The sequence below is a fragment of the Citrobacter sp. L55 genome, from assembly GCF_002850715.1.
GTDB classification, from domain to species: Bacteria; Pseudomonadota; Gammaproteobacteria; order Enterobacterales; family Enterobacteriaceae; genus Citrobacter; species Citrobacter braakii.
Genome location: NZ_KZ559400.1, coordinates 206,376 through 219,868, shown reverse-complemented (window position 1 = coordinate 219,868; position 13,493 = coordinate 206,376). Strand labels below are relative to the sequence as shown.

Genomic DNA, 13,493 nt, shown 5'->3' with positions numbered 1-13,493 from the left:
GCATCATGCCTGAAAGATAAGGGATGTGGCGGCGAGTGAGAGTATATGATTCGCATACTGCGATCACCACGTCGGCTTATTGGGCTGCGCCATCCAACGCACGAAATCAGCAAGTTTTAATGGTCGGCTAATCCAGTATCCCTGGAAAAAATGCACTCCACGATCGCGCAGCCAACGGGCTTGCTCAGGCGTTTCAACCCCTTCAGCCACCGTCAGCATATTAAGACGCTTAGAGAGTGTCAACACGGCGTCCAGAACCGGAGAGGTCAGGGTCTCTGTTCCAATGGCGTTAATAAAGCCGCGATCGATTTTCAGGTAGTCAACGGTAAAGCGTTCCAGATAAATCAGCGCGCTATGACCGGTGCCAAAATCATCAATGGCAATTTCAAAACCTGCGGAATGAAGCCATTCAAAAAGCTTTGTGGCCTCGTGTTGATTAAGCATATCCCGTTCGGTGATTTCCAGCACCATCTGGAAATGGTTTGCGGGAAGCGAGGCCTGCAGGTGATGAATGTCGTCTTTAAACGTCTCGCCGTGCAGATGCGTTGGCGCGATATTGATCCCCAATTTTGCTCCAGCGGGTAACACTTTTTGCAGCATCGGTGCGTCCTGGGCTATCAACTTAAAGAGATGCTGGGTCAGCGGGACAATCATTTTCTGGGATTCGGCGTAGTGAATAAAAGCATCCGGAGGGATCTCACCCGTTGTTGGATGATTCCAGCGTAATAACACCTCTACACCTTTCACCTCCAGTGTCTGCACCTCAACGACGGGCTGGTACACCACATAAAACTGGTTATGTTTGATAGCGTTGAGGATATCTTTGCCCGGACGTAAACGGATGGTGTAGATGTAGTACCAGAGAAGAAGTGCAGCAATAATCCCCGCCATGCATCCCAACATAATCGAATACCAGATGTCGGTATAGGTCCACTCATCGGCATATAAACGAATCTGTAGCGGAATACCTTCCAGGGTCGCCTGCCGCCAGTGAGAGTGGGGCAGAGCGGAGGCATCAATAATCCGTGATGAAAATGTTGAAATCGCGTTATCACCGACGACTATGGCAATACCGTTAAAATCATCCTGTCGGGCGGTATAAAGCAGATAAGGGGCCAGATTAATATTCAGTGAGGTAAACACGCCGCTATCAGTGAACGATGGGTTCCGGTGCCAAATCATTATCGCCGGCTTGTTCGGCATCATGGGCGTACCGGGGAGTAATTCCACATCAATATTTCTGCTGATATCGAGGCTTGGGACCAGATCTAAAATCGGGGTGAACATTGCGCCCGTTGCGGAGGAGCAGAAAGCAATGCCGTTTTTGACCAGTAAAAATGCGCGAACGTTGAGGCTAAAGGCCGCGCTGGAGGTCAGTTGAGCAGCGACTTGTTGGCAACTGTTGGCGACCAGTGGCTGAAGGTCATCTGTGGTGGATTTGAGATCGGCGAAGTAGCTGCTGACATAATTCTGGATATCGGAAAGGAGCGTGTCGTACTTAATGTCTCGTTTATGCCAGGTCACGAAAAATTGCAGGGTACTCACCAGGAGCGCGACGATAAGCCCCGTTAACATACAGGAAAGCAGGATTTTCTGATTGGATGAAGAAGAGCGTTTAAACATAGTTCCTTATGTTTACCTGAGTTAACCGCTTATTCTGTATGAATATAACCTGAAATGACTCACCTTGTGAGATTTTTCTTAGTCACAAGACAAAGCAAAAAAAAAGCACCGCCGAAGCAGTGCTTTTCAAAATGTCTCATCAGGATAGCCAAGGGATAGCTGCCAAACGAAATTAACTGCGGCTCAGGACCCGGCGAGCTTCGTTGTAACGTTTTTTCCAGTAAGGTTCGTTCATGCTGGAAATGATAACGCCGCTGCTGGTCGAGGCGTGTACGAACTGGTTGTTGCCGATATAAATACCGACGTGACGGCCAGTGGAGCCAGCACGGAACAGAACCAGATCGCCTGTGCGCAGGTTAGTGCGCGAAACGGATTTACCCGTTTCCTGTTGTTCGTAGGTTGAGCGAGGAAGCTCTAAACCAAATTGCTCGCGGAACGTACGTTGTACGAAGCTTGAACAATCAATACCTTTTTTGGTGCTGCCGCCAAGGCGGTAACGCACGCCTTTCCAGTCAGCATACTGGTCCATAATACGTGATTTAACATCGATATTACGGACCATATTTTCAAATTCATCCTGAGAGGCTTGCAGTGAAGAGTTATCTCCATTGCCCACAGCATGCGTCTCAGAATGCATATTCCTGGCGGTGTTCGTTGTGCTACATGCAGAAAGCAGAACCGCAACTGCTATCGCGGGTATGCCCCGCAAGATATATCTCAAAATCGGTTGAGATTTGACCATTTTGTTTGTTTTCCCTTGAAGTCCTTAACGATAAATATCGTTATAAAAAATGCCAAACGTGACGAGACTAATTACCATCGCACGATGAGACAATTCTTTAAGGTCAAATCTGTGGCAGAACGCACAAATTTATTCCTGAAGAGAATAATTATCCCGCGAGGCAAAACGAGTTCGAGATTACCCGATCGGTCCGGTCATTGCGAGTGAATTTACGTGATTTCTTATAAGAAAAATTGATACAGAAAGTGAATAACCGGCATTGCCTAAATTAAGAACAATCGGGATAAAAAAGACGCAACCCAATCATTTTAAAGATGAATAAGATGACGGGAGAATGACAGCCAGAATGATGAAATATCGACAAGCATCATCAGGGAATCAGAGTTTTCCCTGATGATGTTAATTACTGTGCGTTATTTGTTTAAAAAATGTTTGTTTTTACCGGGCAGATAATTCGCAAACAGAGTGACTAATCGGTCGCTTAACGGTGTCATTAGCCACCAGGGCAGACCAATCAAGACGACAGTCATGGAACCGATCACGATATCGGTGAGCCAGTGAGCGCCAATCATTATGCGTGGAAAGGCAAAAACCACAGCGATAATAAGGCCGATTATTCCGGCGACTTTTCCGAAATAACGCAGCATAAATGCGGAAAAAATAAGCAGCATCATACCGTGATCGCCGGGGAAACTGTCTCTGGACGCATCTTTAGTCGGAATATGCAGCAGTTCGCTGACGCGATAAATATTATCCAGCATCAGAGTAGGGCTGGCGCGTTTAACGGGAATAAGCGCCTGGCCTAACTGATTTAATACCACTGCGGTGAGCAGCATAACCAGGCCAATAGCGATAATGCGTCGGCGACCTTCCGACGTTTCTTTCAGCCAAAAATGCAGCATCAAGGCGCCCATTGCCAGCAATGAGCAACCATCAAATGCCCGGTTATTGGTAATAGCAACAATCCACAAGAACTGCGGGCTTTCCACCAGTTTCTGGTTAAAGAAGCGGAAAACGCCCGTATCCAATGAAGACCAGATCCCATGTCCGGCAGGAAGATACCAGGACAGAAACAGCGCCAGCCCCGCAATATTGAGTAGGAGAATAAGAGGGTATCGGGTTTTCATCATCGTTTACCATTGCTATAAAAACGAAGGCAACCTTACGCGTTAGCGTCTAAACGAAGTCTCAACAATGCACTCTGTAGCGTATTCCAGTCGGTCTCAGTATCGGCGATGAGTTCAATACGGCTATCCGGTGGCGCGACGTTTTGCGTCTCAATATGCCAGTCGTCTCCCTGGCGGTTAATGCGCACCAGCCCTTCCTTTATACGCATGACACCTTTCACGCGCCCCACGGGGGCAAGACGGGACCATTCCAGCAGACCGATGGTATCGAACACCGTATCGGCGTCAAAAATCCAACCGCAGGCCTGATGGCCCTGGCCGCTGTTCAGGCTGCGCCGCCAGCGCTGCTGTGACGGCAGACTCAATGCCGCCAGTCCCTTTTTGTCTGCATGGCTATGGGCGTGCTCTGCGCTTGCAGGAAGCTCTGCCAGGTTTAGTCGGGGTAAATCCAGTAACTGCCCGTCAATTTGCCCATGGTCGGCATGAACCAACTGGCGATTGCCGCCGTAGTGTTGCCACCAGGTTTGCAAGGCGTTTTCGCTTTCCGCTGTGGCGCGGTCGGCTTTATTGGCAACAATGATATCTGCGGCGGCCAGCTGATCGCGGAAATTGTCATTGGCGACGCTTTTTTCATCCAGTAGCAGCCGGGGGTCAAGAATACAGAGGGTCGCGCGCAGATCGATCCACGGTTCGTAAACCGGTGCGGTGAGTAAATCCAGAATTTGTTTAGGGTGTCCGAGGCCAGTAGGTTCAATCAGCAATCGATCGGGTTTTCCCTGACGCAGCAGCGTATTGAGGCCAACCTGCATCGGTAGACCGTTAACGCAGCACATACAGCCGCCGGGGATCTCTTTTAGCAATGCGCCGCTGTCGGCTAACAGGGCGCCATCAATACCTACTTCACCAAACTCATTGACCAGCACGGCCCACTTCTCTGCGGGATCCTTGTTCGCCAATAGATGAAGAATAGAGGTGGTTTTGCCACTGCCGAGAAAACCAGTGATGAGATTGGTTTTAGTCACAATTACTCCAGAATCATAAATTACCGTAATGGCATTTAACAATCCTGGCGAAAAATGGGGAAAAAGAGAAGGGGTGAGGGGACGAAGACGTGCTTCGTCCTGTTTAATGGCAGAAATCGTTAATTTTTTAACGTTTCAATGACAGCCTGATGTGCACCGTATTGGGCAATACGTTGCCAGGCCTGCTGAATGACCGCGACAAACTGCGGATTCTGTACGAGATCGGCGGAGAAAATCTCATGCAGCGAAAGCAGGGCGCTGACGCGTTCTGATTCAGTGCTCTGTGCCACCAGAGCGGCAATTTTCTCACTGAGCGGGTCACGAATATCAATCGTAGCGCCTGAATCATCCACACCGCTCACGTAGCGCATCCAGCCTGCGATGCCGAGCGCCAACAGCGGCCACTCGCTTTGACGTGCTAAATGCACGCGGATCCCTTCCAGCATTCGCTGGGGTAATTTCTGGCTACCATCCATCGCGATTTGCCAGGTTTTGTGTTTCAGCGCCGGGTTGGCAAAGCGGTCCAGCAGGCTTAAGGCATACTGGTTTAAATCAACATCGGTAATTTGCAGCGTGGGGGCCTGTTCGGTGAGCATCAGCCGGTAAGCGGCTTCACGAAATGCGCTATCCTGCATACAGTCGCTGATGTGCTGGAATCCGGCCAGATAGCCGAGATAAGCGAGAAACGAATGGCTGCCGTTCAGCATCCGCAGTTTCATTTGTTCCCACGGCAAGACGTTTTCAACCATCTGGACACCCGCGGTTTCCCATTGCGGACGACCACAGACAAAGTTGTCTTCAATCACCCACTGAATAAACGGCTCGCAGCTGATTGCGCAAGGATCGGCAACGCCAAGCTCGTGGGCGATTTCAGCCAGCGACTCTTCGGTGGCGGCGGGAACAATCCGATCCACCATCGTACCCGGGAAACTGACGTGTTCCTGGATCCAGTGCGCCAGCTCAGGAGAGCGTTTTTCCGCCATCCCCAGTACGGCATTTTTTACCACATGACCATTGTCCGGGATGTTATCGCAGGAGAGGACGGTAAACGGCTGCAGTCCACGTTCACGTCGGCGGTGCAGCGCTTCAACGATAATACCGGGGGCGGAGTGCGGTTCAGCCGGTGTCTGCAGATCGTGAATAATACGCGCATTAGAGAGATCTAACGAACCCGTTGCCGGATCGATGCAGTAGCCTTTTTCCGTGATGGTTAACGAGACAATCGCGACCTGAGGCTCGCAGAATTTTTCAATAATGGCCGCCAGCGAATCCAGCGTGGCGTTCAGGCATTCGTTAACGGCACCGATAACAATAGGCTGGTTGCCGTTAGCCCCTTTTTCTAACACGGTAAATAAATGATCCTGTTCGCGAAGCTGACGCATCAGCCGATCGCCACTGAACAGGCTGATCTCGCAAATTCCCCAGTCTCCGCCCTGCGCATTCAGCACCCTGTCGGTTAATAACGCCTGATGGGCGCGGTGAAAAGCACCGAAACCAAAATGTACAATCCGCGTTTTTAATTGTTGGCGGTCGTACTGCGGCATCATGACATTTTCCGCCAGAGGCGCTGAGGCAATAGTTTTCATTAAATACACCTGATTAACCATTAATTAACAATGGCAGTATAAAGTTATATGACAGCAAATTGAATTGGTGTGCCTCATTTATCCGGGGAATGTGAGCTGGATCAATCAATGATAGGCCATCTGTTGAACATCTACGGGATGGCTGTATGGTAGTCGTCATTCAGGTAGTTTAATTTGGTATAACAACTTGTGGGGTGAAACAATGGAACAAACCTGGCGTTGGTACGGACCTAACGATCCGGTATCGCTTGATGATGTGCGTCAGGCTGGCGCAACGGGTGTTGTGACCGCCTTGCACCACATTCCCAACGGTGAAGTGTGGCCGGTAGAAGAGATTCAACAGCGTCAGGCTATTCTGGCTGAAAAAGGGCTGACCTGGTCGGTGGTGGAAAGTATTCCTGTCCACGAAGATATCAAAACGCGTTCAGGCCAGTACCAAACGTGGATTGCCAATTATCAGCAGAGTATCCGTAATCTGGCGACCTGCGGCATCGATACCGTGTGCTATAACTTCATGCCGATCCTCGACTGGACGCGTACCGATCTCGAATATCAGCTGCCGGACGGCTCCAAAGCGCTACGTTTTGACCAGATTGCTTTTGCAGCCTTTGAACTGCATATTCTTCAGCGCCCAGGCGCCGCAGCGGATTACACCGCAGAAGAACAACGCCAGGCGCTGAATTACTTCAATGCTATGAGCGATGCCGATATCGAAAAGCTGACCCGCAATATCATTGCCGGCCTGCCCGGTGCGGAAGAGGGCTATACGCTGGATCAGTTCCGTGCGCGCCTCGCTGAATATGACGGCATCAGCAAAGACGATCTGCGCGATAATATGGCGGTATTCCTGCGGGCGATTGTGCCTGTGGCGGAAGAAGTCGGCGTGCGTCTGGCTGTTCACCCTGACGATCCGCCGCGTCCGATCCTCGGCCTGCCGCGCATTGTTTCGACTATCGAAGATATGCAGTGGCTGAAAGAAACCGTCGACAGCATCAATAACGGTTTCACCATGTGCACCGGTTCCTACGGCGTGCGCGCCGATAACGATCTGGTGAAAATGATCGAAACCTTTGGCGATCGAATCCACTTCACGCATCTGCGCTCCACCTGCCGTGAAGATAACCCGAAAACCTTCCACGAAGGTGCGCACCTGCAAGGCGATGTGGATATGGTATCGGTGGTTGCTGCCATCCTGAGCGAAGAACAGCGCCGTAAAAAGGCGGGCGATTTGCGTCCTATCCCGATGCGTCCGGATCACGGACACCAGATGCTTGACGACCTGCACAAGAAAACCAACCCAGGCTACTCCGCGATTGGTCGTCTGAAAGGGCTGGCGGAAGTTCGCGGCGTTGAGCTGGCGTTAAAACAAACGCAGTTCCGCGATCTGCTGTAAGGTTAACAACAGGGATTGTGCCGCAGGCGCGATCCCTGAAATTCATCAAGGCTGCGCTAGCGCCTGCTCCAGTACCGACAGCACCTTTTTGATCTGCTGTATCTGCAATCCGCCAAACCCGAAAAACATAACAGCATCGCTATTCTCCCTACGCCATGCGGCACCTGAGCCATTTTCTATATCTGGCAGAGTGTCAAAGCGGATCCCTGCCAGCAGGCAGCGCTGTTGCAGCCTGGCGATCATATCTGGGTGCCTGTCAACGCGTAACGAGAGGTGCAGACCCGCCGTTGCGCCAGCGATTTTCCCTGACGGAAACAGAACAGAAAGGCCATCGCGTAACAGATTGAGGCGCGCCGCATAGTTGCAGGCCAGCTTGCTGATGTGCGAGTAAAACACCTGATTTTGCATTAATTCGGCTAAAAATTGCTGCAATAGCCACTGACTGCCGTTGTTGTTGAGCGCTTTCATATTCTTTACTGCCGGGAGCAGTTCATCAGGACAAATGAGATAGCCAAGACGCGTTCCCGGCCCCAACGTTTTGGAAAATGTCCCCATGTAGATAACCCGGTTGTGATAATCCATAGCTTTCAGTGCAGGAAGGGGGTTCTCGCCATAGGTAAAAACAGCATCGTAGTCGTCTTCAAGGATATAAGCGCCGACGCGCTGCGCCCACGTCAATAATGACTGACGGCGCTCCAGCGAAAGGACGCTTCCCATTGGATACTGGTGAGCCGGAGTCACATAGCAAAGCTGGGTTTCATATTCGGGTAATTTATCTGTTTGCAGCCCGTGGTTATCTACAGCAATTGACGTAATGTCTGCACCGTAATAATTAAACAGATGCCATGCGCCAGAATAGCAAGGGGATTCGGCCACAACGTGGCACTTTTTTTGCTGACTGACGGCATGATGAACAATAAATATTTGACTGAGCAGCGACAATCCTTCCTGAATCCCATTGGTAATGATGATGTTCTCCGCCCGGGTATTAATGCCGCGAGATAAATTAAGGTACCTGGCTAGTTGCTCACGCAGTGAAAATAATCCATTTGATGAATGATATCGGGTAAACAATTGTTCTTTAAGCACGCTTGGCGCGTTATTCCATTTTCGCCAGCTTGCCCAGGGAAAAGCATTGGGATCGGGGACGCCCATCCGGCAGTAGCACTCCCGCCCAGGCTCTGCATAAACATCGGTAGAGACCCCGGCCGCTTTTGGTGTTACTGGCGGAGAGCCCTGGGGTACGGACACATGCGCTGGGGTTACACGTACAGGCGTGGTGAATATCACCTCATAACCAATGCCGTGTCGGCTCTTAATTAATCCAGCCGCCATCAGCTTATCATAGGCCATTACTACCGTTATTTTGGCAATGTTCAATGCCTGAGCCTGCTCGCGAATAGAGGGGAGTTTATCTCCACACAGCAAATCACCCCGCTGAATGGCCTGTAAATAAAATTGAAATATCTGCAACTGCAGCGGAGTCCGGCTTTCTCTATCGAGAGTCAGTTTGAGCATGATAAATTCCTTATTTATAGATGGTAATTATATTACGGACTTCTGCTCTTTACTATTTGACGAACCTCATAGAGTGGATGCTGTTCCTATAATCTGCCTTCGCTGTCTCTATTTTTGATTTTTATTATCCCTTAGCGTGTCGCTATTAAAAAAATGGAGGCAAGCATGTCGTGGATAAGAAAAAACGCACTATGGTGCGCATTCGCCGGGGCGGTAGCAATGGCCCTGGCTATTTGGGGAACGTGGCAAGGCGTTCATTACACCAGTTCTACCGAGTTTTGTTTATCGTGTCACTCGATGCGCACATCTGGCGAGGAGTATAAAACCAGCGTGCATTTTCGTAATGCTTCTGGTGTGCGTGCGGAGTGTAAGGATTGTCATATTCCGCCAGGCATCGTCCCAACGCTGGTTCGTAAAACGCAAGCCTTAAACGACCTCTACCACACCTTTATCTCTCCTTCGATCGATACCCCGGAAAAATTTGCCGCAAAGCGGGCGGAGTTGGCCCAGCGAGAATGGGCGCGCATGAGCGCGAATAATTCTGCGGCGTGTAAATCCTGCCATAGCTATGAGGCGATGGATCACGGCAAGCAATCGGCAAATGCAGCGGCGCAAATGACCGCGGCGGCGGCAAAAGACAGTAACTGTATCGATTGTCACAAAGGCATTGCCCATCACAAACCCGATATGAGCAGCGGTTTTCGCGATCGTTACAAGCAGTTGCAGCGTCAGGGAGAGCAGTTACCCACGGCGACGACGCTGTATTCGTTAGGCGAAAAATCACTGACTGCGACAGCAGAGAGTCCGGCAGGTAAAGCCATGCTGTACCCGGCAACGCAAGTGCGTGTGCTGAAAAGAGAAGGAAAAAACGTTCAGATAGAGCTGACCGGCTGGCGGGAAAGCAAAGGACGGGGACGGGTGATTACTCAGTATATGGGTAAACGCGTTTTTGCTGCCGTATTAGATGCCTCGCTGATGAGCAACGTGAAGGTTGAGCAAACACAGGTTGATCCGGAGTCACATCAGGAGTGGCAGCAGGTAAGTGTGATGGCCTGGAGTTCGGCGGAGGGTTTTACCGACAATATTGACCCCCTCTGGCAATACGCCGATCAGATGTTGCAATCCACCTGTAGCGCTTGCCACAGCACGCCGCCGCCGACCCGTTATTCCGCGAATGGCTGGATCGCCGGACTGAAATCCATGTCCACCTACTACCGGCTTAACCCGGTGGAAGACCGTACGTTGTTGAAATATCTCCAGACTCACGCCAGCGATATACCTCAACCTAACAATTCAAAAGGATAATTTATGGATATTCATGATTTTAATCCGTCACGTCGACGGTTTTTAAGTGGAATGCTGGCAGTCGGTGCCGTCAGCGCTTTAGGGCCAAATCCACTGATCTCAAAGGTCTGGGCAGCGGGTGAAAACCCGGAGCAATGGATCCAGTCTGGCTCGCACTTTGGCGCTTTTGAAGCCAAAGTCGTGAACGGTGAATGGGTCGATACCCGCCCCTTCAAACATGACAAATACCCCTGCGATATGCTGAATGCGGTGCGTGAAGTGGTCTACAACCCATCGCGTGTGCGCTACCCGATGGTGCGGCTGGACTGGCTGCGCAAGCGTGAAAAGTCAGATCGCAACCAGCGCGGCGATAATCGCTTTGTCCGTGTGAGCTGGGATCAGGCGTTGGATCTGGTTTATGAAGAGCTGGAGCGGGTACAAAAGACCTACGGATCTTCTGGTGTCTTTACCGGGCTGGCGGACTGGCAAATTGTTGGCAAATTTCATAAGGCCGGCGGCGCGATGGATCGGGGACTCGGCTTGCACGGTAGCTATGTAACGACCGTCGGCGACTACTCGGCAGCCGCAGCGCAGGTGATTTTGCCGCATGTGATTGGTTCGCTGGAAGTTTATGAGCAGCAAACGTCACTCCCGCTGGTTATCGAAAATACCCAAACCATCGTGCTGTGGGGCTGCGATCCTATCAAGAATCTGCAGATCGAGTTCCTGGTTCCCGATCACGATGCGTTTGGCTATTGGCAGCAGATTAAAGAAGCGGTTGCGCAGGGTAAGATGCGCGTTATCAGCGTTGATCCGGTGCGTAGCAAGTCGCAAAACTATCTTGGCTGTGAGCAGTTGGCGCTACGACCGCAAACGGATGTCGCGTTATTGCTGGCGCTGGCGCATACCCTGTACGAAGAAAAACTGTATGACGCGGCGTTCATTAACGATTATACCGTGGGCTTTGAACAGTTCTTGCCGTATCTGCTTGGGGAAAGCGACAAGCAGCCGAAAAACGCCGAATGGGCGGCGGAAATCTGCGGTCTGACGGCGGAGCAGATCCGCGACTTCGCCCGCCTGCTGGTCAAAGGCCGGACACAGTTTATGGGCGGCTGGTGCGTGCAGCGTATGCACCATGGCGAGCAGTATCCGTGGATGCTGGTGGTGCTGGCCAGCATGGTTGGCCAAATTGGCTTGCCGGGCGGTGGAGTAGGGTTTGGCTGGCACTATAACGGCGGCGGGACGGTCACTTCTGCCGGTCCTGTCCTGTCCGGTCTCGGGAGCATCAACAATCCCCCGGCCGCGAAATACAAAGCGGATTTCCGCGGCGCTTCAGAGCATATTCCTACCTCGCGGATGATCGATTGTCTGCTGGCGCCAGGCAAAAAGATCGCTTTCAACGGTGAAACATTAACTTTCCCTGATATCAAAATGGCGATTTTCAGCGCCGCCAATCCGTTCCATGCGCAGCAGGATCGTAACCGCATGATCGAAGCGTGGAAGAAGCTGGAAACCGTGGTCGTTCTGGATCATCAGTGGACAGCATCCTGTCGTTTTGCCGATATCGTCCTGCCTGTGACCACGCGCTTTGAGCGTAATGACATTGAGCAGTTCGGTACACACTCGAATAAAGGGCTGATGGCGATACATCAGGTGGTTAAACCGCAGTTTGAAGCGCGACATGACTTTGATGTCTTTGCCGGTCTGTGCAAACGCTTTGGTCAGGAAGAGACATACCGCGAAAAGCGGGATGAAATGCAGTGGATAAAAGCCATTTATGATGAGGGCGCGAAAACGGGAGCGTCCCTTGGCGTGAGTATGCCGAACTTCGAGAGCTTCTGGCAGGGCGAAGGATACATTGAATATCCTGCCGGGAAGCCGTGGGTGCGTCATGGAGAATTTCGCGAACAGCCGGATATCAACCCGTTAGGAACACCCTCTGGTCTGATTGAAATTTACAGCAAAACCATCGCGGGCTTTGCCTACGATGACTGCCCGGGGCATCCGGTGTGGATGGAACCCTTTGAGCGTACCCATGGCAGCAAAACAGATAAATATCCGCTGCATCTGCAGTCCTGCCATCCGGATAAACGTCTGCACTCCCAGCTGTGCTCAAGCGAGGCGTTTCGTAACACCTATGCGGTGGCAGGAAGAGAGCCGCTGTACATGAGCGAGTCGGATGCCCGCGCACGTGGCCTGAAAGCCGGGGATATTGCGCGCGTGTTTAACGCCAGAGGCCAGGTGCTGGCCGGGGTGGTGATCAGCCCGGATTACGCGCCTGGCGTCGTCCGGATTCATGAAGGCGCGTGGTATTCGCCGCAGGAAGGCGGGAAAGCGGGCACACTATGCACTTATGGCGATCCGAATGTGCTGAGTGCGGATATCGGTACATCACAACTGGCGCAGGGGCCTTCGGCGCATACGGTGCTGGTCGAGGTGGAGCGGTACCAGGAGAATGCCCCGCAGGTCACAGGCTTCGGCGGGCCGGAGGTTGTGAAAGAGGAGGGGGCAAGTGCAGCATAATCATATTCATCGACAGCGGGCGGCGGTGTACCAGTGGTTTTCGCAACTGCTGTTCCGCGAGCTGGACGAGGAGCAACTCATCCGCCTGGAAAGTGGGGAAAGCCGAAAGTGGCTGGCGTCGTTGACGGCTATCCCTGGGTTATCCGTTGATGTCAAAAACCTGGAACGTAGTCTCGTTCGGGCGCTGCGCCGGGAAAGCCGACAGCTGGAGCTGGCGGCGGACTATGCCTCGTTGTTTTTACTGGCACCTCCCGGCGGCGTTTCTCCCTATGCGGGGCATTATCCGCATACGACCGCGCCTGATGAACGCAAGGAAATGAATGTGCTGTTAGTCGAGTATGGGCTGACCCCGCAGGACAACGAGCCTGCCGACCATATTGCTGTACAGCTGGCACTGATGGCGAGAATGGTTACCAAAAAGGAGACGTTATCGGCGCAATATTACTTTTTGCATCATCACATTATGTGCTGGGCACCCCTGCTACGGGAAAGTTGTTTACACCGGGACGAAGAGGGGGTTTATCCTCAGGCGGTTAACGTCATAACGCATTTTATGCGTGAGGATGAGCTGTATCTGGAATCTCTGTTGGTGGATGATTTTTACCTCAGCAGCCAGGGCTGAAAAGAACAAAGGGACAGCAAATGCTGTCCCTTTTCGCCGGTGTCGCAGCAGAA

General features: G+C 51.7%; 10 protein-coding genes. 4 read left to right on the top strand and 6 right to left on the bottom strand.

Annotated elements, in window-relative coordinates:
- Positions 1–63: 63 nt before the first annotated feature.
- The 5 genes from B9P82_RS05515 to B9P82_RS05490 form a co-directional block, all read right to left on the bottom strand.
- The gene (locus B9P82_RS05515) at positions 64–1,623 is read right to left on the bottom strand and encodes a cyclic di-GMP phosphodiesterase (RefSeq protein ID WP_016156997.1); all 1,560 of its coding nucleotides are present in this window, start codon (positions 1,621–1,623) and stop codon (positions 64–66) included.
- 172 nt (positions 1,624–1,795) lie between these two features.
- Positions 1,796–2,365, bottom strand: a complete 570-nt coding sequence (gene mepS, locus B9P82_RS05510; RefSeq protein ID WP_003027474.1) for a bifunctional murein DD-endopeptidase/murein LD-carboxypeptidase — start codon at positions 2,363–2,365, stop codon at positions 1,796–1,798.
- A 413-nt stretch (positions 2,366–2,778) separates the two neighbouring features.
- Positions 2,779–3,492, bottom strand: a complete 714-nt coding sequence (locus B9P82_RS05500) for a phosphatase PAP2 family protein (protein ID WP_101700077.1) — start codon at positions 3,490–3,492, stop codon at positions 2,779–2,781.
- Between the two features lie 35 nt (positions 3,493–3,527).
- Positions 3,528–4,514: a CobW family GTP-binding protein gene (locus tag B9P82_RS05495; protein ID WP_016153747.1), complete on the bottom strand. Its 987-nt coding sequence runs from the start codon at positions 4,512–4,514 to the stop codon at positions 3,528–3,530.
- 119 nt (positions 4,515–4,633) lie between these two features.
- Entirely contained in the window at positions 4,634–6,100 is a 1,467-nt protein-coding gene (locus tag B9P82_RS05490) for a mannitol dehydrogenase family protein (protein WP_046275465.1), read from the bottom strand.
- A 202-nt stretch (positions 6,101–6,302) separates the two neighbouring features.
- Between B9P82_RS05490 and uxuA the strand changes: the two genes are divergently transcribed.
- Positions 6,303–7,493: a mannonate dehydratase gene (gene uxuA, locus B9P82_RS05485; protein WP_016156994.1), complete on the top strand. Its 1,191-nt coding sequence runs from the start codon at positions 6,303–6,305 to the stop codon at positions 7,491–7,493.
- 45 nt (positions 7,494–7,538) lie between these two features.
- Here uxuA and B9P82_RS05480 read toward each other — a convergent pair whose 3' ends face one another.
- Positions 7,539–9,011: a MocR-like pyridoxine biosynthesis transcription factor PdxR gene (locus B9P82_RS05480; protein ID WP_016156993.1), complete on the bottom strand. Its 1,473-nt coding sequence runs from the start codon at positions 9,009–9,011 to the stop codon at positions 7,539–7,541.
- A 165-nt stretch (positions 9,012–9,176) separates the two neighbouring features.
- Here B9P82_RS05480 and torC point away from each other — a divergent pair, with 165 nt between their 5' ends.
- Genes torC through torD form a run of 3 tightly spaced genes read left to right on the top strand, consistent with a single transcriptional unit; the run spans position 9,177 to position 13,440 of the window.
- On the top strand, positions 9,177–10,316 hold the full coding sequence (torC, locus tag B9P82_RS05475; protein WP_049042001.1) for a pentaheme c-type cytochrome TorC: 1,140 nt from the start codon (positions 9,177–9,179) through the stop codon (positions 10,314–10,316).
- 3 nt (positions 10,317–10,319) lie between these two features.
- Positions 10,320–12,818 (top strand): trimethylamine-N-oxide reductase TorA, encoded by a 2,499-nt coding sequence (gene torA, locus B9P82_RS05470; RefSeq protein WP_101700076.1) that lies wholly within the window; start codon positions 10,320–10,322, stop codon positions 12,816–12,818.
- Positions 12,808–13,440, top strand: a complete 633-nt coding sequence (gene torD / locus B9P82_RS05465) for a molecular chaperone TorD (protein WP_016156990.1) — start codon at positions 12,808–12,810, stop codon at positions 13,438–13,440. The genes torA and torD overlap by 11 nt, the downstream gene beginning before the upstream one ends.
- Positions 13,441–13,493 lie beyond the last annotated feature (53 nt).

Bases quoted from the DNA above. Each gene is read 5' to 3' on its own strand.
- B9P82_RS05515 (WP_016156997.1), bottom strand. From the start codon at position 1,623: ATGTTTAAACGCTCTTCTTCATCCAATCAGAAAATCCTGCTTTCCTGT.
- mepS (WP_003027474.1), bottom strand. From the start codon at position 2,365: ATGGTCAAATCTCAACCGATTTTGAGATATATCTTGCGGGGCATACCC.
- B9P82_RS05500 (WP_101700077.1), bottom strand. From the start codon at position 3,492: ATGAAAACCCGATACCCTCTTATTCTCCTACTCAATATTGCGGGGCTG.
- B9P82_RS05490 (WP_046275465.1), bottom strand. From the start codon at position 6,100: ATGAAAACTATTGCCTCAGCGCCTCTGGCGGAAAATGTCATGATGCCG.
- uxuA (WP_016156994.1), top strand. From the start codon at position 6,303: ATGGAACAAACCTGGCGTTGGTACGGACCTAACGATCCGGTATCGCTT.
- B9P82_RS05480 (WP_016156993.1), bottom strand. From the start codon at position 9,011: ATGCTCAAACTGACTCTCGATAGAGAAAGCCGGACTCCGCTGCAGTTG.
- torC (WP_049042001.1), top strand. From the start codon at position 9,177: ATGTCGTGGATAAGAAAAAACGCACTATGGTGCGCATTCGCCGGGGCG.
- torA (WP_101700076.1), top strand. From the start codon at position 10,320: ATGGATATTCATGATTTTAATCCGTCACGTCGACGGTTTTTAAGTGGA.